The organism is Actinacidiphila sp. bgisy167 (assembly GCF_057707665.1).
The window spans coordinates 13024-37701 of sequence record NZ_JBYIQP010000040.1 but is presented as its reverse complement, the minus strand read 5'-3'; the positions used below and the strand labels follow the sequence as shown (position 1 = coordinate 37701).

The window sequence follows — 24678 nt, the reverse complement described above, 5'->3', positions numbered from 1 at the left end:
CCCCGCATGTCGGCCCGTGCGCCCCGTCCCGGCCCGTCGGCGCAGGCCGAGGGGCCGGGACGGGAGGGGCGATTGCCGCTGCGGAGCCCGTCAGACCGCGTCGAGCACCTCGGGGCGTACGGCGGAGAACATCCCGCTGCCGGCGTCCAGGACATAGGTCTGGGCTTCGGCGACGTGGAAGTACATGCCGTGCAGCTGCAGCGTGCCTTCCGCCACCCTGCGAGCGACGCCGGCGTGGGCCATCAGATGGTCCAGCTGCTGCACCACGTTGACGAGGCAGAGCCGTTCGAGGTCGTCGGCCACCGGGCGGGTGGCGAGGGCGACCTCGCCGCGGCCGATCGGGCCCGTCCGCTCCAGGCGGGCGAGGCTCGGACGCCCGTGCCGCAGCCACCGCGCCAGCGGGGTCTGCGCCCCCGGCTCGTGGCCCGCCCCGCTGAGCAGCGCCTGCATGGCGCCGCACCCGGAGTGGCCGCACACCGTGATGCTGCCGACCTCCAGCACCTCCACCGCGTACTCGATGGCGGCGCCCACCGAGTCGCAGGAGGCGTCCTCCCCCAGCGGCGGCATGAGGTTGCCGACGTTGCGGACGGTGAACAGGTCGCCGGGCCCGCTGGAAGTGATCATGCTGGTGACCAGGCGGGAGTCGGCGCAGGTCAGGAAGAGCTGGGTGGGCCGCTGCCCCTCGCGGGCGAGGCGTGCCAACTCGTCCCTGACCAGCGGCGCCGTGTTGCGCTGGAAGGCGCTGAGTCCGCCCACCAGCTGCCCGGCGGCCCCCGCCCGCGTGCCCGGCTTGGTGCAGTGATGGTTGCGCCACGGTGTCCAGGGGCGGCAGGCGTGCATGCCGGAGGGGACCGAGATCGGCGTGCCCGCCCGGCTTGTGAGGGTCGCCCAGCCTCCCCGCGCCCGGTACCCGTCGCACCAGTGCTGCAGCGATTCGTAGGCAGCGTGGTCCATGAAGGAGCCGTCCAGGGTGATCACGGCGCTGGCGCCGTCCGGCACCTCGGCCAGCGCCCGCGTCAGCCGTGGCACCGCGAGGAAGGTCAACTGCCCGCTCACCTGCACCTGATGGACGCCGGACTCCTCCGTCACCGTGATCCGGGTGTGGGTGAGCCGGCGCAGCGACAGGAAGACGGCCACCGCGATGCCGGTCAGGATCCCCTCCAGCACGCCGAGCAGCAGCACCGCTCCGAGTGTCGCCGCGTAGACGGGGAACTCCCGGTGCCGCTGTACGTGCTTGATGTGCGCGAAGCTCACCATCTTCACGCCGACCACCATGACCAGGGCGGCAAGGGCGGCGAGCGGGATGTGCTCCAGCAGTCCGGCCAGCAGCCCGGCGCAGAGCAGCACCCACACACCGTGGAGTGCGGTGGCCCGACGTGTGCGCGCGCCCGCGGCCACGTTCGCCGAGCCGCGGATGGCGCCGCCGGCCACCGGCAGCCCGCCGAGCAGGCCCGAGACCACGTTCGCCGTGCCCTGGCCGAGCAGCTCCCGGTTCAGGCGGGCCGGGACGGCGTCCCCGGGTGCCCCGCGCCCGGCACGCAGTTTGTCGATCGCCACCGCCGACAGCAGTGACTCCATGCTCGCGACCAGGGCGACGGTCAGGACGGCGGCGGCGATGCCGAGCACCGGCCCGTGCGGCAGCCCGGGCAGCGCCACCGTGTGCCAGGCGGGAAGCTCCACCCTCGGCGCGGCGACGGGGATGCCGACGGCGGTCGCCGTCACGATGGCGGCGAGGGGCGCCGGGACGGTGCGCAGCGCCTTGCCGGCCCGTCCGGGAAGGCGCGGCCAGCAGATCAGCACGAGCACCGTCACCGCTGCGATCGACAGTGCGCCGGTGTGCGGGGACGCCAGCTCCTGCGGCAGGGCCAGCAGGTTGGCGAGCGTCGAGCCGTCCGGACGTGCGCCGAGGACGACATGGAACTGGGCGAGCGCGATGGCGGCGCCGATGCCCGCCAGCATGCCGTGCACGATCGCCGGGCTGACGGCGAGCGCCGCCCGTGCCACCCGCAGGGCGCCGAGGGCGATCTGGACGAGTCCGGCCAGCACGGTGATGGCGCACGTGGTCCGCCAGCCGTAGCGGTGGACGAGTTCGGCGGTGACCACCACCAAACTGGTGGCGGCGCCGCTTACCTGCAGCGGCGCACCGCCCATGAGCCCGACGACGATGCCGCCGACGACGGCGGCGACCAGCCCCGACTGCAGGGGCGCTCCGGTGGCCAGGGCGATGCCCAGCGACAGCGGAACGGCGATCAGGAAGACGGTGATCGAGGCCGAGAGGTCGTGCCGCCAGACGACGGAGGTCCCTTCGGCGGCGCGGGGCGGCGGTGACAGATCCTGCGGTGGGGTCTGTGACTGCGGCGTCTGTGACTGCGGCGTCTGTGATTCTGGCGTGGCGTGCATGTTCCCGTCTCCTCCGGGGCTGCGCGGCTGCGTACGTCGGGTGCGCGTACACGGTCGTGGTCACGGCTGTGCGGCGGGTGCTCTCGGCCTTGAAAGTAACGGAAGGTGATTACTTGACTACTCCCAAGAGTCGGTAAATGGAGGGTAATGCAGACAAAGGGCTCATGAACGAGGATTCGCCCGAACGGACGAACGATTAGCCAGTGAGGGTGAACCGTTCGCTCAGGACGAAGCCGGGGTCGACCTGCGAGGCGAGGTCCGCGCCGGTCCGTGCGTTGCCCCAGCTCTCCGCGTTCCGGAGGTGGAAGTGGACCATCTGGCGGGTGTAGCGCTCCCAGTCCCGCCGCTCGTAGGAGGCGTCCGCGGCGTCCCGCATCGACCGCAGCGCGGCACGGACGGGCTCCTCCAGCTCGCCGAACCGCGGCGAGCGGCCCTTCTCCATGGCGCGCACCCAGTCCGAGTGCGCCACGGTGACCAGCAGGTCGTCGCCCACGTGCGAGCGCAGGAAGTCCACGTCGTCCGGGCCCTGCACCTTGTTGCCGACGACGTGCAGGGCGACGCCGAAGTCCCGGGCGTACTCCTTGTACTGGCGGTAGACCGCCACTCCCTTGCGGGTCGGTTCGGCGACCAGGAAGGTCAGGTCGAAACGGGTGAACATGCCGGAGGCGAAGGAGTCGCTGCCGGCCGTCATGTCGACGACGACGTACTCCTCGCGGCCGTCGACCAGATGGTTGAGGAACAGCTCCACTGCCCCGACCTTCGAGTGGTAGCAGGCCACCCCCAGGTCGGACTCGGTGAAGGGGCCGGTGACCATCAGTCGCGCCTCGCCGCCGTCGAGCGTGACGGGCCGGGCGCAGGCGGAGTAGACGGGATTGTCCTCGGTGATCCGCAGCAGGCGGGAGCCCTCGCCGGGCGGGGTCGTCTTGATCATCGACTCGGCGGAGGTGATCCGGGGGTTGGTGCCGCGCAGGTACTCCTTGATCTCCGGGAGGTGGGCGCCCATGGCCGGGAGGGCGGCGGCTTCCTCCTCGTCGAGGCCGAGCGCCGGGCCGAGGTGCTGGTTGATGTCGGCGTCGACGGCGACGACGGGGACGTGAGCGGCTGCCAGGTGGCGGACGAAAAGGGAGGACAGCGTGGTCTTGCCACTGCCTCCCTTTCCGACGAAAGCGATCTTCATGTTCGTTAAGCGTAGTGTCGAGGCTGGCTCTCCCGCAGCCTGCGCCACCGGAGTTCACCCGTCGGTGGGCATCCGCACCCCCTTCCCGGCCTTCGCCGGCCCATGGCGGCTGGACTCCGACCGGCATCGTGCGGTCGGCGGCGGCTCCCGGTGCGGGTGACGATGCCCCCTCGCCCGCCGGCGCGCCATGGGGGATGCGTAGGGTCGGGGGTATGGGTACGTCAGCTGATCCGCTCGCCGTCCTTGCTTCGCTCCCCGGTGTCGCCGAGTCGGTGGACTCCGTGCGCAAGGCCGTGGACCAGGTCTACGGGCACCGGGTGATGCGCCGACGCTCCAACGAGGTGTCCTCGGAGGCGGCGTTGCGCGGCGCACGCGGTTCCGCCGCGCTCGCAGGCGCCGACTGGGCGCTGGAAGAGGTGCGCAGACGCAGCGACTTCTCCTCGGACGGCGAGTCGCGGGTGGTGGGCGCCGCGCTGCGACTCACCGCGGAGTCCGGCCAGTTGCTCTCCGTCTGGCGGCAGTCGCCGCTGCAGGCGCTGGCCCGGCTGCACCTCGTGGCGGCCGGCGGCACGCTGCCGGACGAGACGGTCGGCCGCCCGCGGCTGGCGGGCGAGAAGGTCGACGATCCGCTCCTTGACGACGCCGAGTTCCCGCTGCCGCAGTCCGCGGAGGTCCTGGCGCGGCTCGACGGGCTCGCCGGCCTGCTGCTGGCGGGCAGCGATGCGCCCGCGCTGGTCGTGGCCGCGATCGTGCACGGCGAGCTGCTGTGCCTGCGGCCGTTCAATTCGCACAATGGTCTCGTGGCGCGGGCCGCGCAGCGCATCGTCCTCGTCGGGAGCGGTCTGGACCCCAAGTCCATCTGTCCCGCGGAGGTCGGACACGCCGAGCTCGGGCGCGCGGACCATCTGAAGGCCCTGCGGGGCTACGCCTCCGGCACCCCCGAGGGGATGGCGGCATGGATCTCCCACTGTGGGCACGCGGTCGGTCTGGGCGTACGGGAGAGCGTGGCCGTCTGTGAGGCGCTGCAGCGCGGTGCCGCGTAGCGGGCGTGCGCGGCCGGGCGTGGGGGGCGGCCGGGACCAAAGAGATGCGGCGGCACCGAGCGGGTGCCGCCGCCGGCACGACGGCCGGGGTACCAGGCGTGCACGATTGCTGCCCATCAGGTCGGGGACTTCGCCCGTCACCTGGTGCGGCCGACCCGGTCAGCGGGTCCGCGTCGCGTGGGTTCCCGACTGTCGTGCTCGGTCCGTGGGGCCGGTGCGGCGGAGTTCCTCGCGGAAGTCCGTGGTCTCGCGGGCCGTACAACCTTTGTACTGCACCTTCGGCCGCACCGGAAGCCCTCGCCGCGGGTCTTTGCGTATGGGGAAGAATCAGCGCGAATCACTCGAATGCACGTGGCGCGCTGTCAGGCCGGCGTGAGCCTGCGCCGCCGGGCCGCGTACCAGACCAGTCCCGCTGTGGCGGCGGCCGCGCCGACGGCGGCCAACGCCAGCACGGGCCCCGAAGGTATCGTCAGGGCGGGCACCCGCTGGTGCAGCCGGACGGGGCGGCTGAAGGTGAGCGTCGGCCATTCGCGTGACGAGGCTTCCCTCCGCAGCCCGCGGTCGGGGTTGACCGCGTACGGGTGGCCGACGGACTCCAGCATCGGGATGTCGGTCACCGAGTCGCTGTAGGCGAAGGAACGCTTGAGGTCGTAGCCCTCGAGCGCGGCGAGCTCCGTGATGGCCCGCGCCTTGGCCGGTCCGTAGACGTAGTGCTCGATGCGGCCGGTGTAGCAGCCGTCCTCGACCGCCATCCGGGTGGCGATGACGTGGTCGGCGCCGAGCATCTCGCCGATGGGCTCGACGACCTCTGCGCCCGAGGCGCTGACGATGACGACATCGCGGCCGGCCAGGTGGTGCTCCTCGATGAGTGAGGCGGCCTCGTCGTAGATGATGGGGTCGATGAGGTCGTGGAGGGTCTCGGCCACGATCTCCCGCACCTGCTGCACGTTCCAGCCGCGGCACATGTCGGAGAGGTACTTCCGCATCCCCTCCATCTGGTCGTGGTCCGCGCCGCCGAGCAGATAGACGAACTGGGCGTACGCGGTCCGAAGTACGGCGCGGCGGTTGATGAGGCCGCCGCGGTAGAACGGCCTGCTGAACGCCAAAGTGCTCGACTTGGCGATCACCGTCTTGTCGAGATCGAAGAACGCGGCGGTGCGCGGCGACAGGTGGTTTTCCACGAGGACGAGCATAGGGACCCACCATTCGGCGTAAGCTCCTGCGCGTGGGTTTGCCTGAGAAGGCCTTCGGGTACACCATGGAAGTCACGGATCGTTCGCGACCGTGCTAACCCGGTCTGGCTCCTCCCCCCCCGAGTCGGACCGTGGGGACGACCCCCGCTCTCCCCCCCGGCGGGGGTCGTCGCATGTCCGGGGGCATATACAGGCCATGAGTCCGTACGCGCCCGGCGTGTGACCGGCCCCCCGCGGTTTCCGCGGGGGGCCGGTCTTTTGCTTTGATCGACTACAGCGAGTGACGGCTCGCATTCGTTGTGCTGCTCGGGCGAAGCCACTCGGGCGGGTGGCGGAGATATCCACAACAGACTGGTTATTCACAGAATGCCACCAAGATCATCAAATTTCGGCGACTCGCGGGACGCTGACGGCGTGCGAATACGGGACGCGGAGGCGTCCGGTGATCTGCCCGGAACCGGCAGCAGGTCCGGAACGAGCGAGGGGGACGACGTGGTCGCCGAATCATTCAACGCTGCGGCAAAAGGAACGAGTGGAGGACCGATGTCCGGGAGGACATCGCCACGGTCTCGTGGAAAGAACGATTCAGGAGGGGGTCCGCTCATCGTCACCGAGGACGGGGCGCTCCTGGACGACCTGCTGCGTCTGTGTGCCGCGGCGGGTGCGGAGCCGGAGGTCGCCTTCGGGGTCCCGCCGGCGCCGGGCAGCTGGGAGTCCGCGCCGCTGGTGCTGGTCGGCGCCACGGACACCCGCCGGGTGCCGGGGACGGCGCGTCGCCGCCAGGGCGTGCTCCTCATCGGAAGGGACCTGGACGATCCGGAGGTGTGGCGCCGCGCCGTGGACGTCGGCGCCGAGCACGTCGCCTTCCTGCCCGACGCCGAGGCGTGGCTGGCCGACCGGATCGCCGACGTGGCGGAAGGCGCGGGGGAACCGGCACTGACGATCGGAGTCGTCGGCGGCCGCGGCGGCGCGGGGGCCAGCACCCTGGCCTGCGCGATGGCCGTCACAGCCGCTCGTTCCGGGCGCCGCACGATGCTCGTCGACGCCGATCCGCTCGGCGGCGGACTGGATGTGCTGCTCGGGGCCGAACGGGTGGGCGGGCTGCGCTGGCCGGACCTCGCCGAGTCGCGGGGCCGGGTCAACGGCGGGGCTCTGGAGGAGTCGCTGCCCCGCACCCACGCGCTGAGCGTGCTCAGCTGGGACCGCGGCGACACCGTCGTCATCCCGCCCCAGGCCATGCGGTCGGTGATGGGAGCCGCCCGGCGGCGCGGCGGGGTGGTGGTCGTGGACCTGCCGCGCCGGATGGACGATGCCGTGGCCGAGGCGCTCGCCCAGATCGATGTCGGTCTGCTGGTCGTTCCCGCCGAGCTGCGCGCGGTCGCGGCCGCCGGGCGGGTGGCCTCCCGGATGGCCATGGTGCTGCGCGACCTGCGGGTCGTCGCCAGAGGCCCCTTCACCTCGGGGCTCACCGACGAGACACTCGCCGAGCTGGTCGGGCTCCCGCTCGCCGGTGAGCTGTTGCCGGAGCCCGGCCTGCCCGCCGCGCTCGACAGCGGGGAGGCGCCGGGCGGCAGCGGCCGGGGCCCGTTGTCCGTGTTCTGCTCGGCCTTCCTCACGGCGGCACTGGCCGACGGCGGGAGCGTGGCCGCATGAGCGCCGATGTCGTGACGCCCGCCCTGCTCGACGCCGTGCGGCTGCGTCTGGCCTCCTCCGGCGACGAGCCCACGCCGGCGGGTGTGGCCGCGGCGCTGCGGGCCCAGGGCCGCTTGCTCGGAGACACCGAGGTGCTCGACGTGGTGGCCGCCCTGCGGTCGGAGATGGTCGGTGCGGGGCCCCTGGAGGTGGTGCTCGCCGAACCGGACGTCACCGATGTGCTGGTGAACGGGCCGGACGAGGTGTGGGTCGACCGCGGCGCCGGACTGGAGCGCACCGAGGTGCGGTTCGCGGACGCGGCGGCCGTGCGCAGGCTCGCCCAACGGCTCGCCTCCGCGGCCGGCCGGCGGCTGGACGACGCCCGGCCCTGGGTGGACGCGCGGCTGCCGGACGGCACACGGCTGCACGCGGTGCTACCACCGGTGGTGGTCGGCGCCCCGTGCCTGTCCCTGCGGGTCGTCCGCACCCGGGCCTTCACCCTGGACGAACTGGTGGCCGCCGGCAGCATGGACGGCGGCACGGCCGCGCTCCTGCGGGCCCTGCTGGACGCCCGCGTCTCGTACCTGGTCTCCGGTGGCACCGGCTCCGGCAAGACCACACTGCTGAGTTGCCTGCTCGGCCTCGTCCCACCGGGCGAGCGCATCGTGCTCGCCGAGGACTCCGCCGAGCTGCGGCCGCGCCATCCGCATGTCGTACGGCTGGAGACCCGGCCCGCCAACCAGGAAGGCGCCGGGCTGGTCACCCTGCGGGACCTCGTACGGCAGGCACTGCGCATGCGGCCGGACCGACTGGTGGTCGGCGAGGTACGCGGCCCTGAGGTCCTCGATCTGCTGGGAGCGCTCAATACCGGCCATGAAGGCGGCTGCGGGACTGTCCACGCCAACGCCGCGGGTGACGTGCCGGCCCGGCTGGAGGCGCTGGGCGCCGTGGCGGGTCTCGACCGTGCCGCGCTGCACAGCCAACTGGCCGCCGCCTTGTCGGTGGTGGTGCATCTGGTCCGGGACCGCGCGGGCCGGCGCCGGGTCTCCGAGGTCCACGTTCTCGAGCGCGGGCGGGACGGGATCGTCTTCACGGTCCCCGCCCTGAGCGGGGGCGAACGCGGCCCGGGGTGGGGGCGGTTGGCCGCGCTCTGCGAGAGGGGGCGGCCATGAACGCCGTGGTGCTCCTCCTCACCGCGTGCGTGGGCACTGCGGCTTGGATGCTGTGTGCGCGGGACGAAGTGCTGCGCAGAGCACGGACGTTGTTCTACGGTGCTTCCGAGGCCCATGGGGCGTCCGGTGCGCTCCTGGGGCCCGGAGGCATCCAGAGCCGTCTGAGCGGGGTGCTGGAGCCGTTCCGGGTGCGGTTCGGCTGGCGCCTGGGCCGCGAAGTGCTGGCGCTGCCGGCCGGGCTGGTCGCGGGACTGGCCGCCGGATCGGCGCTTCCGGTCCTGCTGGGGGCGGCCGCGGTGCCGCTCGCCGGGCGTTGGCTGCGCGGGCGCGAACGGCGCGCGGCGGCAGAACGGCGGTCCGCGGCCGTGGGCGCGCTGTGCGCGGCGGTCGCCGGCGATCTGCGGGCCGGGCTGGCCCCACCCGCCGCCCTGGCCGGTGCCCTGGGCCGCGAGGGCTGGCCGGAACACCCCGGCCTGTCGGAAGTCGCACTTCCCTTGCTGGCCGCTGCCCGGTTCGGCGGTGATGTGCCGGCGGCCCTGCGGGCCGCTGCCCGGTCGGAGGGCGCCGAGGGGCTCTCCGGCGTGGCGGCGTGCTGGCAGGTGGCCGTGGACGGCGGTGCGGGGCTCGCGGACGGACTGGACCGGGTCGCGGCAGCTCTGGGCGCCGAGCGCGATCAGCGCGAGGAGCTGAGGGCACAGCTCTCGGCGCCCCGCTCCACCGTGGCCATGCTGGCCCTCCTGCCCGGTTTCGGGCTGGTGCTGGGAGCCGGGCTGGGCGCCGATCCGCTGGGCACCTTGCTGCGCACGCCCGCGGGGCTCGGCTGTCTGGCCGTCGGAGGGCTTCTGGAGGGGGCGGGGCTCGCCTGGACCGCCCGCATCGTCCGGACGGCGGAGGGCGGGCCATGAGCGGTGACGCTGTCCACAGGCTGGGGATGGCCGTCGCCTGCGCGGCCGCCGCCCTGAGCGTCGCGATCGTCCTCGTTTCCGCCCGGAGCGAGCGCGTCGCTCGGCGCAGGCTCCGGCTGCTCATGGGCGCGGCGCCCCGGGTCCGGCGGATCCGGGGACGGCCGGGGACGGGCCTCGTACGGGACTGGGCGGCGGTCGCCGGGGTCGCCCTGGGGGTGCTCGCCCTCGTGGGCGGTGCCGTCGGAGCGGCGGCCGGGCTCGGCGCCGCGTGGGTGCTGCGCCGCCGGCAGCGGCGGCCACGGCCCGCTGAATCCGCGGAGCAGTCCCGGGCCGCGCGTCAGCTGCCGCTGGCGGCCGATCTGATGGCCGCCTGCGTCGCCGCCGGTGCGGGGCCGCGCGAGGCCGCGGAGGCCGTCGGGCCGTCCCTCGGCGGGCCGCTCGGTGAGGCGCTCACCCGCGCCGCCGCCGAGCTGCGTCTGGGCGGCGAACCCGCGCAGTGCTGGGGACGGCTGGACCGGCTCGGCTGCCGTGAGCTCGCCCGGTGCCTGGAGCGCGCCACCACGACGGGAGTGCCGCCGGCCTGGGAGATCGCGCGCCTCGCCGCCGGATGCCGCGCGGAGCACGCCCGTATCGGCGCGGCGCGCGCACGCCGCGCCGGGGTGCTGATCACCGCTCCGCTGGGGCTGTGCTTTCTGCCGGCCTTCCTGCTCGTGGGGGTCGCGCCGGTGGTGATGGGCCTGGCGGGGGCGATCCTCGCCGGAACGACGAACTGAACACGGCGAACACGACGAACTGAAGACAGACGAACTGACAGTGAGTGAAGGGGGACTCCCATGCGCGTCATGCGTTGTCTGAGGAAGCTGAGCCGCCGGTGCCGTACCGGCGACCGCGGGATGACCACGGCCGAGTACGCCGTGGGCACACTGGCGGCCTGCGGTTTCGCGGCCGTGCTCTACAAGGTGGTCACCTCGGGGGCGGTCAGCTCCGCGCTCGGCGGGCTCATCAAGAGGGCCCTCGATGTGGCGTTCTGAACGCCGCCGCGACGGCGGCTACGTCACGGCGGAGGCCGCGGTGGTCATCCCGTCGCTGGTGTTCCTCACGGCGCTGCTGCTCTGGGGGCTGGCTGCGGCGGCCGCTCAGATTCGCTGTGTCGATGCGGCACGGGCCGGAGCCCGTGCGGCTGCCCGCGACGAGCCTGACGAAGCGGTGCTGCGCACCACCCGTACCGCCGCTCCCGGGGAGGCCGCCATCGCGGTCCACCGGGAGGGCGGCCTGGTCCGGGTCACGGTCGAGGCCCGCTCCCTGTCCCTCACCCTGCGCGGCGAGGCGGTCGCCGCCGTGGAGGGACCGGGGGAGGGGCCGTGAGCCGGCGCGGGAGAGACCGGGGCTCCGCAACGGTGTGGACGGCCCTGCTGGGGGCACTGCTGGCGCTGGCCGCCTGCATCGTGCTGGCGTTCGGCGCCGCCGTCGCGGCACGGCACCGCGCGGGTGCCGCGGCGGACCTTGCGGCGCTCGCCGCAGCCGACCACGCCCTGCGGGGCCGCGCCGAGGCCTGCGCCGTGGCTGGACGGGTGGCCGCCGCCCAGCACGCCCGGCTGGTGCGCTGCGCGGTCAGCGGTGAGGTCGCCGACGTCACGGCCGCGGTCGGGCCCGCCCGGGTCCGCGCCCGGGCCGGGCCTCAGGACTCCGGATCCGGAGCCTTCGCGGGAGACGCGGGACCGGACTCCGAAGCCGTCGCGAGGAGCACGTCGAGCAGGCGTACCGCGGCCTGCTTGTCCAGCGGGTCGTTGCCGTTGCCGCACTTGGGCGACTGCACGCAGGAGGGGCAGCCGAACTCGCACTCGCAGGAGGCGATCGCCTCTCGGGTGGCGGTGAGCCAGCTCCGGGCGGTGCGGAAGGCCCGTTCCGCGAAGCCCGCGCCCCCGGGATGACCGTCGTACACGAAGACGGTCGGCGCCCCGGTGTCCTGGTGGAGCGGCACGGAGACCCCGCCGATGTCCCAGCGGTCGCAGGTGGCGAAGAGCGGGAGGAGGCCGATGGAGGCGTGCTCAGCGGCGTGGAGTGCGCCGGGCAGTTCCTCGGGGTGGATGCGCGCGGCCTCGAGCTGGTCGTCGGTGACCGTCCACCACACGGCGCGGGTGCGCAGCGTACGGGGCGGCAGGTCCAGCTTGGTCTCGCCCATCACCTCGTTGGTGATCAGCCGACGGCGGAGGAAGGAGACGACCTGATGCGTGACCTCGACGGAGCCGAAGTGGAGGCGGGCCCCGCCCCACTCCTCCACCAGGTCCTCGTCGAGGACGGAGATCGCCGTGGTGTCGCGGGCCATGGTCGAGTACGGCGGGTCGGCCCGCTCCACCAGCGCGACGGAGTCCTCCAGGTCCAGGTGCCGGACGAGGTAGGTGCGGCCCTGGTGCAGGTGGACGGCGCCCTCGTGGACGGTGGTGTGCGCGGCGCCCGCGTCGACGGTCCCGAGCAGACGCCCGGTCCCCGCCTCGACCACCTGGACGGGCCTGCCGCCCTCGCCGCGGATGTCGGTGAGGTCGGCCGCCCGTTCCCGCCGCGTCCAGTACCAGCCGCCGCTGCGCCGCCGCAGCAGTCCGCGGCGCTCCAGCTGCGGCAAAAGCGCGGCGGTCTCCGGCCCGAAGAGCTCAAGATCCGTGTCGCTCAGCGGAAGCTCGGCCGCGGCGGCGCACAGGTGCGGGGCCAGGACGTACGGATTGTCCGGGTCCAGCACGGTCGACTCGACCGGACGGCGGAACAGGGCGTCCGGGTGGTGCACCAGATAGGTGTCCAGCGGGTCGTCGCGGGCGATCAGCACCGCCAGCGCCCCCTGTCCCGACCGGCCGGCGCGCCCCGCCTGCTGCCACAGGGAGGCCCGCGTGCCCGGATAGCCGGCCAGGAGCACGGCGTCGAGCCCGGAGACGTCCACACCCAGCTCCAGGGCTGTCGTGGAGGCCAGTCCGAGGAGCCGCCCGGTGTGCAGGTCGCGTTCGATGGCCCGGCGCTCCTGGGGCAGATAGCCGCCCCGGTAGGCCGCGACCCGGTGGGTCAGCCGGCGGTCGATCTCGGCGAGGCGTTCCTGGGCGATGACGGAGATCAGTTCGGCGGCCCGCCGGGATCGCACGAAAGCCACCGTGCGGGTGCCGTCGAGCACCAGGTCCGTCAGCAGGTCGGCGGCCTCGGCGGTGGCCGTGCGGCGCACCGGGGCGCCGTGCTCCCCGCTGAGCTCGGAGAGCGGGGGCTCCCACAGGGCGAAGGCCACCTCGCCGCGCGGCGAGGCGTCCTCGGTGACCTCGGCGACGGGCACGCCCGTCAGCCGGGTCGCGGTGGCGCCGGGGTCGGCGGCGGTCGCGGAGGCGAGGAGGAAGACGGGATCGGCGCCGTAACGGGCGCAGACACGCCGCAGCCTGCGTATGACCTGGGCGACGTGCGAGCCGAAGACGCCCCGGTAGCTGTGGCACTCGTCGATCACGACGTAGCGGAGCTGCCGGAGGAAGGAGGACCACCGGGAATGGCCCGGCAGGATGCCCAGATGGAGCATGTCGGGGTTGGTGAGCACATAGGTGGCGTACTGGCGGACCCATTCGCGGTCCTCGAAGGGGGTGTCGCCGTCGTAGACGGCCGTGCGCACCGCCTTGCCCAGGGGGGCGGCGAGCTCGGCCACGGCACGCCGCTGGTCGGCCGCCAGGGCCTTCGTGGGCGAGAGGTAGAGCGCGGTGGCGCCCCGGCCGTTCGGCGCTTCGGACCCCTCCAGGAGAGCGCTGAGGACGGGGACCAGGTACGCCAGTGACTTGCCGGAGGCCGTACCCGTGGCGACGACCGCGGACGTGCCGGCGAGGGCGTGGGCGGCCACCTGAGCCTGGTGCTCCCACGGTCGCTCGATGCCGCACGCCCGGACCGCGTCGATCACTTCCCTGCGGATTTGATCAGGCCAATCGGCATGGCGACCCGATCGCGGGGGCAAGTGCTCCGTATGGGTGATGCGCGCGGCCCTGCCCGCCCCCGTGGCAAGCCGCTCCAGGAGGGCGCCGGGGGAGGTGCGGCCGTGCGCCGACTGCGGAAGATGATCCTGAGCCATCGGCACTCAGTGTGTCACTGGCACGACGGACAATCGCCGTAAGGCGTCGTGCAGGCCCGCTGGTAGTGATTGAATGCCATCGCGGCTGCCGATCCATGGGGGGCGACCGCTCGATGCAAGGTGCTGGAGGATCCGTGGACCTGTCCCTGTCGACTCGAACCGTCGGCGACCGTACGGTCGTCGAGGTCGGCGGCGAGATTGATGTGTACACCGCACCCAAGCTGCGCGAGCAGCTGGTGGAACTCGTGAACGACGGCAACTACCACCTGGTCGTGGACATGGAAGGCGTGGACTTCCTGGACTCGACCGGACTGGGCGTGCTGGTCGGCGGGCTCAAGCGGGTTCGCGCGCATGAAGGCTCGCTGCGCCTGGTGTGCAACCAGGAGCGCATTCTCAAGATTTTCCGTATCACCGGCCTGACCAAGGTGTTCCCCATCCACACCTCGGTCGACGAGGCCGTCGCGGCCACCGACTGACGTTCCGCTGCCGACCGCGGGGCTCCGGGCGACGCCGACGCCCGGGCCCCTGTGTTGCCCGCCCACAGGCACGAGGGGGAGGCCATGCCCACCGTAGAACTGCTCTTCAGCGCACTGCCGGAGCACGTCCGCACCGCACGACTGGTGGCGGCTGCGGTAGCCCGCAGGGCAGGGGTGGACGAGGCCGTCCTCGACGAGGTCCGCCTCGCCGTCGGTGAGGCGTGCAGCCGCGCCGTGGGGCTGTACCGCAGCGGTGGTGCGGAGCGTCCGGTCCGGGTGGTGCTGACCGAGGAGGAGAAGAAGTTCTCCATCGAGGTCGGCGACAAGTCCTCCGAGGCGGACGACCACTCCGCCGACGCCGCCGCCGTGCCCTCGGCCCGCGGCGACCACCCCGCCGAGCGCTCCGGGCCGCTTCCCGACAGCTCCCCCCCGTCCCCCGACTCCTCCGAGGCCGAGGACGAGAGCCAGATGGGCCTGGCGGTCATCAGCGGTCTGGTCGACGACGTCGAGGTCTTCTCGGGCGAGTACGGCGATGTCATCCGGATGAGCTGGCCGCTGAATCCGGCCGCGCTCTCCTAGCGGCCCCCTTCTCACACTTCCGCCGAGCCGCCTGCGAGCTGCCGCCGCAGGTGCGCTCGGCATCCCGCGTTCACCCGGAAGTTGATCCACTTACCAGGTGACTGTTCACCTTTTTCGGTGATGTCTACGCGCGACCTCCTTTGCCGTGTCCCCGGCCTGTGCGAATTTCGCTTCCTGCGCCCTGTTTTGATCTAGTTCGGCTCCCTACAATCCGTCCATCTTTGCTCAGCTCTCACAAGCCTGAGCGTCGCGGCTGCGAAGTCGCCGGAGCCGCGCGCCCACGTGCCAAACGTCAAGGAGGACGAATGGCGGGGCCACTCACCCCTCACCTGCAGGACATCGCTCAACCACTGGCCGCATCACCCGTACTGACCGACGGCAACCGCAATCTCGTGCTCGGGATCGCGGTGGTGGCACTGGCCGCCCTGGCGCTCGCCGTGGTGCTGGTGCGTCAGGTGCTCCGTGCCGACGAGGGCACCGACAGCATGAAGAAGATCGCCGCTGCCGTGCAGGAGGGTGCCAACGCCTACCTCGCACGGCAGTTCCGCACGCTGGCAATCTTCGCGATCGCCGCGTTCTTCCTGCTCATGCTGCTGCCCGCCGACACCACGTCGCAGCGCATCGGCCGAAGCGTGTTCTTCCTGGTGGGCGCCGGCTTCTCGGCGGTCACCGGCTACATCGGCATGTGGCTGGCGGTGCGCAGCAACGTCCGCGTGGCCGCAGCCGCACGGGCCGCGACCCCAGCGCCGGGTGAGCCCGCGGGGGACCTGACGACCGTCTCGCACCGCGCGATGAAGATCGCGTTCCGCACCGGCGGAGTGGTCGGCATGTTCACGGTCGGCCTGGGGCTTCTCGGCGCCGCCGTCGTCGTGCTGGTCTACAAGGCCGACGCGCCCAAGGTGCTCGAGGGCTTCGGCTTCGGTGCGGCGCTGCTCGCCATGTTCATGCGTGTCGGCGGCGGCATCTTCACCAAGGCCGCGGACGTCGGCGCCGACCTGGTCGGCAAGGTCGAGCAGGGCATTCCCGAGGACGACCCGCGCAACGCGGCCACCATCGCGGACAACGTCGGCGACAACGTCGGCGACTGCGCGGGCATGGCTGCCGACCTCTTCGAGTCGTACGCCGTCACCCTGGTGGCCGCGCTCATCCTCGGCAAGGTCGCCTTCGGCGACTCCGGCCTGGCCTTCCCGCTGCTCATCCCGGCGATCGGCGTGCTCACCGCCATGATCGGCATCTTCGCGGTGGCCCCCCGTCGCAAGGACCGCAGCGGCATGACCGCCATCAACCGCGGCTTCTTCGTCTCCGCGGTGATCTCGCTGGCCATGGTGGCCGTCGCGGCCTTCGCCTACCTGCCCTCGACCTACGCGGAACTGGCGAACGTGCCTGGCGACATCGCCTCGCACGCCGGCGACCCGCGCATCCTCGCGCTGGTCGCGGTCGCCATCGGCATCGTGCTGGCGGCGCTCATCCAGCAGCTCACCGGCTACTTCACCGAGACCACCCGGCGTCCTGTGCGCGACATCGGCAAGACGTCGCTGACCGGGCCCGCCACCGTCGTCCTGTCCGGCATCTCCGTCGGCCTGGAGTCCGCGGTGTACTCGGCCGTCCTCATCGGTCTGTCGGTGTACGGAGCGTTCCTGCTGGGCGGTGCCTCCATCTGGCTCGCCCTGTTCGCGGTCGCGCTGGCCGGCACCGGTCTGCTCACCACCGTCGGCGTAATCGTCGCCATGGACACCTTCGGCCCGGTGTCCGACAACGCCCAGGGCATCGCCGAGATGTCCGGCGACGTCCACGGCGAGGGCGCCCAGGTCCTCACCGACCTCGACGCGGTCGGCAACACCACCAAGGCGATCACCAAGGGCATCGCCATCGCGACCGCCGTGCTCGCGGCGACGGCGCTGTTCGGCTCCTTCAAGGAGGCCGTCGACACAGCGGTGCGGGAGGCGAACATCTCCGCCGGCGATCTGCGGTGGCTGGACCTGGACATCTCCCAGCCCAACAACCTGGTCGGCCTGCTGCTCGGCGCGGCCGTCGTGTTCCTCTTCTCCGGACTGGCCATCAACGCGGTCTCCCGGTCCGCCGGCTCCGTGGTCTTCGAGGTCCGCCGTCAGTTCCGCGAGCGGCCCGGGATCATGGACTACACCGAGAAGCCCGAGTACGGGCGCGTCGTCGACATCTGCACCAGGGACGCCCTCCGCGAGCTGGCCACCCCAGGTCTGCTCGCCGTGCTCGCCCCGATCGCCGTCGGCTTCGCGCTCGGCATCGGCTCGTTGGGCGCGTACCTGGCCGGGGCCATCGGCGCGGGCACGCTCATGGCGGTCTTCCTGGCCAACTCCGGCGGCGCCTGGGACAACGCGAAGAAGCTCGTCGAGGATGGCCACCACGGAGGCAAGGGCAGTGAGGCCCACGCCGCCACCGTCATCGGCGACACCGTCGGCGACCCCTTCAAGGACACCGCGGGACCGGCCATCAACCCGCTGCTCAAGGTCATGAACCTGGTGGCGCTGCTGGTCGCCCCCGCGGTGGTCCAGTTCTCCTACGGCGACGACGCCAACCTCGCCGTGCGGATCGGCGCCGCGGTTGTGGCGCTCCTGGTCATCGTGCTCGCCGTCTACATCTCGAAGCGCCGCGGCATCACCGTCGGTGACGACGAGGGTGCCGACGCCGGCCACGACGACAGCCAGAGCACGAAGCGGTCCACCGACCCGAACGCGACGGCAACGGTCTGACGTGGAGTGAGCCCACTCGGTCGCGGCGGCGGGCGTCATCCCCGGGGTGGCGCCCGCCGCTCGTGCCACGTCAGATGCATCACCCTGTTCTTGGTTCATAAGGGGCAATCGTGGGCGCATCGCGTGGAAGGGATGCGGCCCGCCCACAGGAGCCGTGTAGGTTCCGGGGCCGTGAAGAACAAACTCGCGGCTGCGCTGTCCGTCACGGCTGTCATCCTCGCGACGGGGTCGCTGTCGGGATGCGGCGACGGCAACAAGGAGCTCGACGCCTGGGCGAAGAAGGTCTGCGACCCGGCCGCCGTCCAGGTCAAGAAGATCAACGACGCGAACACCCACATCAGCAACACCCCGAGCGACGCCAAGCCGCAAGAGGTCAGAGACGCCGACTCCACGGCGTTCGGGCAAATCTCGGACGCCTACAAGGCGCTCGCCGGCATCGTCGGCAAGGCCGGCGACCCCCCGGTCGACAACGGCGCGAAGCTCAAGCAGGACGCGGTCGGCGACCTCAACTCCCTGGCGACCGCCTACGCGGACCTGCGGGGGCAGGTCGACGCGCTGCCCGTCTCGGACCAGGCGAAGTTCGCCGACGGTCTGAAGAGCGTCTCCGACAACCTGGCCAAGGTGAGCAAGAGCGGTGAACAGGCGCTCGACACGCTGCGCCGGGGCGAGGTCGGCCAGGCCATGGCCAGGCAGCCCGGCTGCCAGGACTCCACGGCCTCACCCTCGAAGTCCTGACCGCCCGAGGGCGGGTGGAGCCCGGCGGGCGCCCCTTCCGGGGTGACAATGGCAGCGTGAGTACGCAGCCGCCCCCGCAGTCCCTGCCCGCCCCCGACCGCGCCGACCGCCTCCGCGACGCGCTGCGCGCCGCCGCCTTCACGGCCGACGGCTGCCTCGACCTGCTCGGGGCCACCGCCTACGCCGCGCTCTCCCGGGCGGAGACCGTGCCGGCCCTGCGCGCCACCCGTGGCGGCGGCCCGCTGGAGAGCCTGGTGCGGCTCTTCCTGCTGCAGCAGCCCGTCCCGTACACCCGGCTGCGCGACGTCCTGCCCCTCGAGGCGGCCCTCAATGACGGCTGGCTCGTCCGGGACGGCGACGAGGTGCGCGCCACGGTGGACGTCCGCCCCTACGGCGGTGACGAGGGCGAGGACTGGTACATCGTCTCCGACCTGGGCTGCGCCGTGGGCGGCGCGAACGGCATCCGTACGACGCCCGGAGTGGACCGGGCGGATCTGGTACTGGGCGTCGGCGGTGCGTCGACGACCCTCGCCGGGATCACCGTCCGCACGCCCGTGGACCGCGCGCTGGACCTCGGCACCGGCTCCGGCATCCAGGCCCTGCACGCATCCCGGCACGCCACCCGGGTCACCGCGACCGACCTCAACCCCCGAGCCCTGCACTTCACGCGGCTCACCCTCGCCCTGTCGGGCGCCCCCGAGCCGGACGTCCGGCAGGGCAGCCTCTTCGAGCCCGTCGGGGGCGAGCGCTACGACCTGATCGTCTCCAACCCGCCCTTCGTCATCTCACCGGACAGCCGCTTCACCTACCGCGACGGCGGCATGGCGGGCGACGACCTGTGCCGCACCGTCGTCCGGCAGGCCGCCGACCACCTCGCCGAGGGCGGCTACCTCCAGCTGTTGGCCAACTGGGAGCACACCGAGGGCGAGGACTGGCAGGACCGGGTCGCGACCTGGGTGCCCGACGGCTGCGACGCCTGGATCGTGCAGCGCGAGGTGCAGGACGTCACCCAGTACGCGGAGCTGTGGCTGCGGGACGGCGGTGACCACGTGGCCGGCCCCGACGCGTACGCCGCCCGGTACGACGCGTGGCTGGACGCCTTCGAGCAGCGCAAGACCAGGGCCGTCGGCTTCGGCTGGATCACCGTGCGCAGGACGGGCGCCGACCGGCCGGTCGTCGTCGCCGAGGAGTGGCCGCACCCCGTCGAGCAGCCGCTCGGCCCGCACATCGCGGCATGGTTCGACCGCCAGGACTTCCTGCGCGCCCGGGACGACGCGGCTCTGCTCGACGAGCGCTTCCGGCTGGCGGACGAGGTCGTGCAGGAGCAGGTGGGCCTGCCCGGCGCCGAGGACCCGGAGCACGTCGTCCTGCGGGCCAACCGCGGCATGCGGCGCGCGACGCGGGTGGACACGGTCGGCGCGGGCTTCGCGGGCGTGTGCGACGGGACGCTGACGGCGGGTCGCATCCTGGACGCGATCGCCCAGTTGCTGGGCGAGGACCCGGTGACGCTGCGGAACCGCACGCCGGAGGCGATCCGGCTGCTGGTGGAGCAGGGCTTCATCGAGCCGGTGTGAGCGGGAACGCGACGGCCCGCCGCCGCGGGGAGCGGAGGCGGGCCGGGACGCGGGGTGGTCAGCGCAGGACGCGGCCCTGCGCGTCGGTGGGGGCGCTGGCAGCGAGGCGGACGATGCCGTCGATGAAGCCCCACAGGCCGCCGGCGCCCAGGGTGATGACCGAGACGAGGAGCTGCAGGACGCCGATCTTGGTGTGGCCGGTGTAGAAGCGGCCGATGCCGAGACCACCGAGGAAGATGCCGAGGAGACCGGCGGCGACCTTGGACTTGTCGGACAGCGGACGGCCGGACGGGTCGAGGCCGAACGGGGCGTCAGGGGTGGCGGGCGTGGCCATGGAACGTGCTCCTTGTGCAATGGGGACGTCTCAGCGGGAGCACACGCATCGTTCGATCCGGCCCCCGCTAGGAATGGCTGAATCCTGGCAGGTGAAAACACCATCCGTTGCTCTGATGAGCAGACGTCACGCAACCGTGATCACTGCGTTGTCAAACCGCGTTGCGTACGACCGCCCACGTCACGGCCACCCCGAGAACCGCCGCCTGCGCGCGCTTGGTGAGCGTCGGCCGGTACGTCCGGCCGCGGAGCCCCTCCGTCACCCACCGCGCGTACAGATAGAGGGGAAAGGGGCTCGCCAGGAGCAGCAGCGCGTTGTCGTGGAAGGCGGCCGGGAGGTCGCCGTGCATCAGGTCGTAGACCATGCGGGTCGCGCCGCAGGCGGGACAGAGCAGTCCCGTCAGGAAGTTGAAGGGGCATCGGGGCAGCCAGTGGCCCGGCTGGTGCGGGTCGGTGCCCCACAGATAGGCGGCGCCCGCCGCGCCGGCGACGAGCGAGGCCAGGGGGGCCGCGGCCGGTCGTGCGGCCACGGCCCCCAGGCGGTTGCGTCGCGGTGAGGTCATCGTCCTCGGCGTCCTCGGCGTCCTCGCGTCCTCAGCCGCGCAGGATCCGGCCCTGGGAGTCGGTGCGGTCGTTGCTCGTCAGGAAGAGGATGCCGTCGATCAGCGCCCAGATGCCGAGGCCGCCGCAGGTGAGGAGCTGCGCGATGCCGATGCCGACGTCGCCCACGTAGAAGCGGCCTATGCCCAGGCTGCCCACCAGCAGCTGCAGCACGCCCGCCACGACCTTGGACTTTTCGGACAGTGGGCGGCCGTACATGTCGTAGCCGTACGGGGCGTTGGGGTCGCCGGTGTAGGCGCCCGGGGGGTAGGCGGACGGGTACCCCGGGGCGTACCCCTGCTGGGGGTAGCCCTGCTGCGGGTAGCCGTAGCCCGGCTGCTGCCCGTAGCCGCCGGGGCCGGCCGGGGGCTGCTGCGGGTAGCCGTAACCGTCCTGTTTGGGCTGGCCGTACGGGTTGTGCGGGTCGGACATGCGGGACTCCCCCCGAGAGAACGTTCCTTGTATCCGGACATCTTGTCAGGCCGGTCAAGAGCCGAGAGGTACGGAAGCGAGGCGCGCGGGTGAGCGGCGCGGGCACGGGGGACGCGAACCGGCGGGACAGGCGGCGGCCAGGCGGCCGGCCAGGCGGCCGAAGCGCAAGGAATCGGCCAGCTCCTTCGGGTGGCGTTCACGGCGGGTTCGTCCCTTTGTCGCCCCGACGTGCCACTCTCCGTGACTGCGGGGGGTTCGGTCGTGGAGCGCCGAGGGGCGCCTGAGGATGCCGGGGGTCATGCTCATGGAAACAGTGCCGGGGGTCTTCGCCGGGACGGTGTGCGCGGTGTTCGGGGCGGTCCTGCTGGCCTGGACGGTCGCCCGGTCGCTGCGGCGGCTGCCGGTGGTCCGCGACGGCGGCCCGGCATCGGCCGCCGCGGCGGGTCTCTCCGGGGCCGTTTCGCTTCTTGTCGGGGTCTGGCTGTTCCTGATCCTCTGAGCTGGGCAAATCGGACATGGGCGGCAGTCCGTGCGGCAGACAGGACGCTTGTCGGGTTACCGTTCGAGTGGCGTTGCGGACTTTTCCCGTTTGACACGGGACCGGGATGTACGGTCACACTCCGCAGCGAGACCACCTTCGACCCGGAGAGAAGAGCGAAGTTGTCCCCGACCCGCGAGACCGCACAGGGCAGCGGCCGCCGACTCGTGATTGTCGAGTCGCCTGCCAAGGCGAAGACGATCAAGAGCTACCTCGGCCCCGGCTATGTCGTCGAGGCCAGCGTCGGGCACATCCGCGACCTCCCGAACGGGGCCGCCGAAGTGCCGGCGGAGTACAAGGGCCAGCCGTGGGCGCGGCTCGGCGTCAACGTCGACAGCGAGTTCCAGCCGATCTACGTCGTCAACGCGGACAAGAAGGCCCAGGTCAAGAAGCTGAAGGACCTGCTCAAGGAGTCCGACGAACTCCTGCTCGCCACAGATGAGGACCGCGAGGGCGAGGCCATCGCCTGGCACCTGCAGGAAGTCCTCAAGCCCAAGGTCCCGGTCCGCCGGATGGTCTTCCACGAGATCACCAAGGACGCCATCCAGGAAGCCGTCCGCAACCCCCGCGAACTGAACCAGACCCTCGTCGACGCCCAGGAGACCCGCCGCATCCTCGACCGCCTCTACGGCTACGAGGTCTCGCCGGTGCTGTGGAAGAAGGTCATGCCGCGGCTGTCGGCCGGCCGTGTCCAGTCCGTCGCCACCCGGCTGGTCGTCCAGCGCGAGCGTGAGCGCATCGCCTTCCGCTCCGCCGAGTACTGGGACCTCTCCGCGACCTTCGCCACCGGACGGGCCGGCGACGCCACCGACCCCGGCACCTTCGGGGCCAAGCTCAACGCCGTCGACGGCAAGCGTGTGGCGCAGGGCCGCGACTTCGGTGCGAACGGGCAGCTCAGGGACGGCGCCAACGTCCTCCACCTGGACGAGGCCGCCGCCCGCGCCCTCGCCGCCGCCCTGGAGGGCGCCGCTTTCTCCGTCCGCTCGGTCGAGTCCAAGCCGTACCGCCGCTCGCCGTACGCGCCTTTCCGCACGACGACGCTGCAGCAGGAGGCCAGCCGCAAGCTCGGCTTCGGTGCCAAGGCCACCATGCAGGTCGCCCAGAAGCTGTACGAGAACGGCTTCATCACTTACATGCGTACGGACTCCACCACCCTGTCGGAGACCGCCGTCGCCGCCGCCCGGGCCCAGGTCGCGCAGCTCTACGGCGCCGACTACCTGCCGGACCGGCCCCGCGTCTACGCCGGCAAGGTCAAGAACGCCCAGGAGGCGCACGAGGCGATCCGCCCCTCGGGCGACCGCTTCCGCACCCCGGCCGAGACGGGCCTGACCGGCGACCAGTACCGCCTCTACGAGCTGATCTGGATGCGCACCGTCGCCTCCCAGATGAAGGACGCGGTCGGCCAGTCCGTCACCGTCAAGGTCGGCGGCCGTGCCGCCGACGGCAGGGACGTCGAGTTCTCCGCCTCCGGCAAGATCATTACTTTCCACGGCTTCATGAAGGCCTATGTCGAGGGCGCCGACGACCCCAACGCCGAGCTCGACAGCAGCGAGCGCCGGCTGCCGGCCGTCACCGAGGGCGACGCGCTCACGGCGCGCGACATCGCCGCCGACGGCCACGCCACCAAGCCGCCCGCCCGTTATACCGAGGCCTCGCTGGTCAAGGAGCTGGAAGAGCGCGAGATCGGACGTCCGTCGACCTACGCGTCGATCATCGGCACCATCCTCGACCGCGGCTACGTCTTCAAGAAGGGCACGGCCCTGGTGCCGTCCTTCCTCTCCTTCGCCGTCGTCGGGCTGCTGGAGAAGCACTTCGGCCGGCTCGTCGACTACGACTTCACCGCGCGGATGGAGGACGACCTCGACCGCATCGCCCGCGGCGAGGCCCAGGCCGTGCCGTGGCTGCGCCGCTTCTACTTCGGAGAGGGCGACACCCCGGTCGGCGGCGCCGCCGACGCGGGCAACGGCGACGGCGACCACCTCGGCGGCCTGAAGGAACTGGTCGAGGACCTCGGAGCCATCGACGCCCGCGAGGTCTCCTCCTTCCCCGTCGGCGACGGCATCGTGCTGCGCGTCGGCCGCTACGGCCCGTACGTCGAGAAGTCCGGCGAGGCCGAGGGCGAGACCGGAAGGCGCGCCGACGTCCCCGACGACCTGCCGCCGGACGAGCTGACCGTCGAGCTCGCCGAGGAGCTGCTCAACAAGCCGAGCGGCGACTTCGAGCTGGGCACCGACCCGGCGACCGGCCGCCAGATCGTCGCCAAGGACGGCCGCTACGGCCCGTACGTCACCGAGATCCTCCCCGAGGGCACCCCGAAGACCGGCAAGAACGCGGTCAAGCCGCGCACCGCCTCCCTCTTCAAGTCGATGTCCCTCGATACGGTGACGCTGGAGGACGCCCTCAAGCTGATGTCCCTGCCGCGCGTCGTGGGCACCGACGCCGAGGGCGTCGAGATCACCGCGCAGAACGGCCGCTACGGCCCGTATCTGAAGAAGGGCACCGACTCGCGCTCGCTGGAGAGCGAGGAGCAGCTCTTCACGATCACCCTCGACGAGGCCCTGGCGATCTACGCCCAGCCGAAGGTGCGCGGCCGGGCCGCCGCCAAGCCCCCGCTGAAGGAACTGGGCACCGACCCGGTCAGCGAGCGCCCTGTCGTCGTCAAGGACGGCCGCTTCGGCCCGTATGTCACCGACGGCGAGACGAACGCGACGCTCCGCCGCGACGACGACGTCGAGACGATCACGCCTGAGCGCGGCTACGAACTGCTCGCCGAGAAGCGGGCCAAGGGCCCCGCCAAGAAGACGGCGAAGAAGACCGCCGCCAAGAAGGCCCCGGCGAAGAAGACGACCGCGACCAAGACGACCGTGGCCAAGACGGCGGTGAAGAAGACCGCCGCGAAGAAGACGGCGGCCAAGACCACCACGGCCAAGAAGACGGCCGCCAAGAAGACGGCCGCCAAGACGACGGCTAAGAAGCCCGCCGCCTCGGCCGCGGAGTCCGCCGAGTAGCACCGGACGGGAGCCGCAGGCCGGTACCGGTCCCGGCAGGCGCTCTCCGGCACGACAAGGTGTCCGGATAGGCT

At 72.4% G+C, this 24678-nt stretch carries 21 protein-coding genes and 1 pseudogene; 15 read left to right on the top strand and 7 right to left on the bottom strand.

Annotated elements, in window-relative coordinates:
* Positions 1-90: 90 nt before the first annotated feature.
* Positions 91-2400 (bottom strand): SulP family inorganic anion transporter, encoded by a 2310-nt coding sequence (locus AC3ET4_RS17105; RefSeq protein ID WP_431950162.1) that lies wholly within the window; start codon positions 2398-2400, stop codon positions 91-93.
* Between the two features lie 196 nt (positions 2401-2596).
* Entirely contained in the window at positions 2597-3577 is a 981-nt protein-coding gene (locus AC3ET4_RS17100; RefSeq protein ID WP_431950160.1) for an ATP-binding protein, read from the bottom strand.
* A 212-nt stretch (positions 3578-3789) separates the two neighbouring features.
* Between AC3ET4_RS17100 and AC3ET4_RS17095 the strand changes: the two genes are divergently transcribed.
* Complete coding sequence (locus tag AC3ET4_RS17095) at positions 3790-4620, top strand: Fic family protein (protein ID WP_431950159.1); 831 nt, start codon at positions 3790-3792, stop codon at positions 4618-4620.
* 362 nt (positions 4621-4982) lie between these two features.
* Here the strand turns inward: AC3ET4_RS17095 and AC3ET4_RS17090 are convergent, their stop codons facing one another.
* Entirely contained in the window at positions 4983-5813 is an 831-nt protein-coding gene (locus AC3ET4_RS17090; protein WP_431950157.1) for an HAD family hydrolase, read from the bottom strand.
* Between the two features lie 543 nt (positions 5814-6356).
* On the opposite strand from AC3ET4_RS17090, the gene ssd reads away from it, so the two are divergent.
* From ssd to AC3ET4_RS17055, 7 genes and pseudogenes are all read left to right on the top strand, one after another.
* A complete protein-coding gene (gene ssd / locus AC3ET4_RS17085; protein ID WP_431950155.1) occupies positions 6357-7466 on the top strand; it encodes a septum site-determining protein Ssd in 1110 nt (369 codons plus the stop codon).
* Entirely contained in the window at positions 7463-8617 is a 1155-nt protein-coding gene (locus AC3ET4_RS17080; protein ID WP_431950153.1) for a TadA family conjugal transfer-associated ATPase, read from the top strand. The genes ssd and AC3ET4_RS17080 overlap by 4 nt, the downstream gene beginning before the upstream one ends.
* Positions 8614-9522, top strand: a complete 909-nt coding sequence (locus AC3ET4_RS17075) for a type II secretion system F family protein (protein WP_431950151.1) — start codon at positions 8614-8616, stop codon at positions 9520-9522. Before AC3ET4_RS17080 ends, AC3ET4_RS17075 begins: the two co-directional genes overlap by 4 nt.
* Complete coding sequence (locus AC3ET4_RS17070; RefSeq protein ID WP_431950149.1) at positions 9519-10295, top strand: type II secretion system F family protein; 777 nt, start codon at positions 9519-9521, stop codon at positions 10293-10295. The genes AC3ET4_RS17075 and AC3ET4_RS17070 overlap by 4 nt, the downstream gene beginning before the upstream one ends.
* Positions 10296-10364: 69 nt before the next feature.
* Positions 10365-10553, top strand: a complete 189-nt coding sequence (locus tag AC3ET4_RS17065) for a DUF4244 domain-containing protein (RefSeq protein WP_431950147.1) — start codon at positions 10365-10367, stop codon at positions 10551-10553.
* The gene (locus AC3ET4_RS17060; protein WP_431950145.1) at positions 10540-10887 is read left to right on the top strand and encodes a TadE family type IV pilus minor pilin; all 348 of its coding nucleotides are present in this window, start codon (positions 10540-10542) and stop codon (positions 10885-10887) included. The genes AC3ET4_RS17065 and AC3ET4_RS17060 overlap by 14 nt, the downstream gene beginning before the upstream one ends.
* Positions 10884-11141, top strand: a pseudogene (locus tag AC3ET4_RS17055) (Rv3654c family TadE-like protein); the annotation flags it as partial. The gene AC3ET4_RS17060 and the pseudogene AC3ET4_RS17055, both read left to right, overlap by 4 nt.
* A 59-nt stretch (positions 11142-11200) precedes the next feature.
* Here AC3ET4_RS17055 and AC3ET4_RS17050 read toward each other — a convergent pair.
* Entirely contained in the window at positions 11201-13600 is a 2400-nt protein-coding gene (locus tag AC3ET4_RS17050) for a DEAD/DEAH box helicase (RefSeq protein WP_431950143.1), read from the bottom strand.
* Positions 13601-13734: 134 nt separating this feature from the next.
* Here AC3ET4_RS17050 and bldG point away from each other — a divergent pair, with 134 nt between their 5' ends.
* The 5 genes from bldG to AC3ET4_RS17025 all read left to right on the top strand — a co-directional run bounded on the left by bldG (position 13735) and on the right by AC3ET4_RS17025 (position 19693).
* Positions 13735-14076: an anti-sigma factor antagonist BldG gene (gene bldG, locus AC3ET4_RS17045; protein ID WP_384628251.1), complete on the top strand. Its 342-nt coding sequence runs from the start codon at positions 13735-13737 to the stop codon at positions 14074-14076.
* 84 nt (positions 14077-14160) lie between these two features.
* The gene (locus tag AC3ET4_RS17040) at positions 14161-14655 is read left to right on the top strand and encodes an ATP-binding protein (RefSeq protein WP_431950141.1); all 495 of its coding nucleotides are present in this window, start codon (positions 14161-14163) and stop codon (positions 14653-14655) included.
* A gap of 305 nt (positions 14656-14960) precedes the next feature.
* Positions 14961-17384 carry a sodium-translocating pyrophosphatase gene (locus AC3ET4_RS17035; RefSeq protein WP_431950140.1) on the top strand — a complete coding sequence of 808 codons (2424 nt, stop codon included), beginning with the start codon at positions 14961-14963 and terminating at the stop codon, positions 17382-17384.
* 171 nt (positions 17385-17555) lie between these two features.
* On the top strand, positions 17556-18119 hold the full coding sequence (locus AC3ET4_RS17030; RefSeq protein ID WP_431950138.1) for a small secreted protein: 564 nt from the start codon (positions 17556-17558) through the stop codon (positions 18117-18119).
* A gap of 56 nt (positions 18120-18175) precedes the next feature.
* Positions 18176-19693 carry a DUF7059 domain-containing protein gene (locus AC3ET4_RS17025; protein WP_431950136.1) on the top strand — a complete coding sequence of 506 codons (1518 nt, stop codon included), beginning with the start codon at positions 18176-18178 and terminating at the stop codon, positions 19691-19693.
* Positions 19694-19751: 58 nt separating this feature from the next.
* On the opposite strand, the gene AC3ET4_RS17020 is transcribed toward AC3ET4_RS17025, so the two are convergent.
* The 3 genes from AC3ET4_RS17020 to AC3ET4_RS17010 all read right to left on the bottom strand — a co-directional run bounded on the left by AC3ET4_RS17020 (position 19752) and on the right by AC3ET4_RS17010 (position 21058).
* Positions 19752-20027 (bottom strand): NINE protein, encoded by a 276-nt coding sequence (locus AC3ET4_RS17020; RefSeq protein WP_431950134.1) that lies wholly within the window; start codon positions 20025-20027, stop codon positions 19752-19754.
* A 151-nt stretch (positions 20028-20178) separates the two neighbouring features.
* Positions 20179-20589, bottom strand: a complete 411-nt coding sequence (locus AC3ET4_RS17015; RefSeq protein WP_431950132.1) for a DUF2752 domain-containing protein — start codon at positions 20587-20589, stop codon at positions 20179-20181.
* Positions 20590-20620: 31 nt separating this feature from the next.
* Entirely contained in the window at positions 20621-21058 is a 438-nt protein-coding gene (locus AC3ET4_RS17010) for a TM2 domain-containing protein (RefSeq protein WP_431950130.1), read from the bottom strand.
* Positions 21059-21356: 298 nt separating this feature from the next.
* On the opposite strand from AC3ET4_RS17010, the gene AC3ET4_RS17005 reads away from it, so the two are divergent.
* Together AC3ET4_RS17005 and topA are read left to right on the top strand one after the other, a co-directional pair.
* The gene (locus AC3ET4_RS17005; protein ID WP_431950128.1) at positions 21357-21557 is read left to right on the top strand and encodes a hypothetical protein; all 201 of its coding nucleotides are present in this window, start codon (positions 21357-21359) and stop codon (positions 21555-21557) included.
* A gap of 161 nt (positions 21558-21718) precedes the next feature.
* Positions 21719-24604, top strand: a complete 2886-nt coding sequence (gene topA, locus AC3ET4_RS17000; RefSeq protein WP_431950126.1) for a type I DNA topoisomerase — start codon at positions 21719-21721, stop codon at positions 24602-24604.
* The last annotated feature ends 74 nt before the right edge of the window (positions 24605-24678 follow it).

What these genes read in the sequence shown, in the direction of transcription:
- AC3ET4_RS17100 (WP_431950160.1), bottom strand. Translation starts at nt 3,577, where the DNA reads ATGAAGATCGCTTTCGTCGGAAAGGGAGGCAGTGGCAAGACCACGCTG.
- AC3ET4_RS17010 (WP_431950130.1), bottom strand. Translation starts at nt 21,058, where the DNA reads ATGTCCGACCCGCACAACCCGTACGGCCAGCCCAAACAGGACGGTTAC.
- AC3ET4_RS17075 (WP_431950151.1), top strand. Translation starts at nt 8,614, where the DNA reads ATGAACGCCGTGGTGCTCCTCCTCACCGCGTGCGTGGGCACTGCGGCT.
- ssd (WP_431950155.1), top strand. Translation starts at nt 6,357, where the DNA reads ATGTCCGGGAGGACATCGCCACGGTCTCGTGGAAAGAACGATTCAGGA.
- AC3ET4_RS17070 (WP_431950149.1), top strand. Translation starts at nt 9,519, where the DNA reads ATGAGCGGTGACGCTGTCCACAGGCTGGGGATGGCCGTCGCCTGCGCG.
- AC3ET4_RS17105 (WP_431950162.1), bottom strand. Translation starts at nt 2,400, where the DNA reads ATGCACGCCACGCCAGAATCACAGACGCCGCAGTCACAGACGCCGCAG.
- AC3ET4_RS17060 (WP_431950145.1), top strand. Translation starts at nt 10,540, where the DNA reads ATGTGGCGTTCTGAACGCCGCCGCGACGGCGGCTACGTCACGGCGGAG.
- AC3ET4_RS17005 (WP_431950128.1), top strand. Translation starts at nt 21,357, where the DNA reads ATGCTCATGGAAACAGTGCCGGGGGTCTTCGCCGGGACGGTGTGCGCG.
- AC3ET4_RS17080 (WP_431950153.1), top strand. Translation starts at nt 7,463, where the DNA reads ATGAGCGCCGATGTCGTGACGCCCGCCCTGCTCGACGCCGTGCGGCTG.
- AC3ET4_RS17040 (WP_431950141.1), top strand. Translation starts at nt 14,161, where the DNA reads ATGCCCACCGTAGAACTGCTCTTCAGCGCACTGCCGGAGCACGTCCGC.
- AC3ET4_RS17065 (WP_431950147.1), top strand. Translation starts at nt 10,365, where the DNA reads ATGCGTTGTCTGAGGAAGCTGAGCCGCCGGTGCCGTACCGGCGACCGC.
- AC3ET4_RS17095 (WP_431950159.1), top strand. Translation starts at nt 3,790, where the DNA reads ATGGGTACGTCAGCTGATCCGCTCGCCGTCCTTGCTTCGCTCCCCGGT.
- AC3ET4_RS17020 (WP_431950134.1), bottom strand. Translation starts at nt 20,027, where the DNA reads ATGGCCACGCCCGCCACCCCTGACGCCCCGTTCGGCCTCGACCCGTCC.
- AC3ET4_RS17050 (WP_431950143.1), bottom strand. Translation starts at nt 13,600, where the DNA reads ATGGCTCAGGATCATCTTCCGCAGTCGGCGCACGGCCGCACCTCCCCC.
- AC3ET4_RS17035 (WP_431950140.1), top strand. Translation starts at nt 14,961, where the DNA reads ATGGCGGGGCCACTCACCCCTCACCTGCAGGACATCGCTCAACCACTG.
- AC3ET4_RS17015 (WP_431950132.1), bottom strand. Translation starts at nt 20,589, where the DNA reads ATGACCTCACCGCGACGCAACCGCCTGGGGGCCGTGGCCGCACGACCG.
- AC3ET4_RS17090 (WP_431950157.1), bottom strand. Translation starts at nt 5,813, where the DNA reads ATGCTCGTCCTCGTGGAAAACCACCTGTCGCCGCGCACCGCCGCGTTC.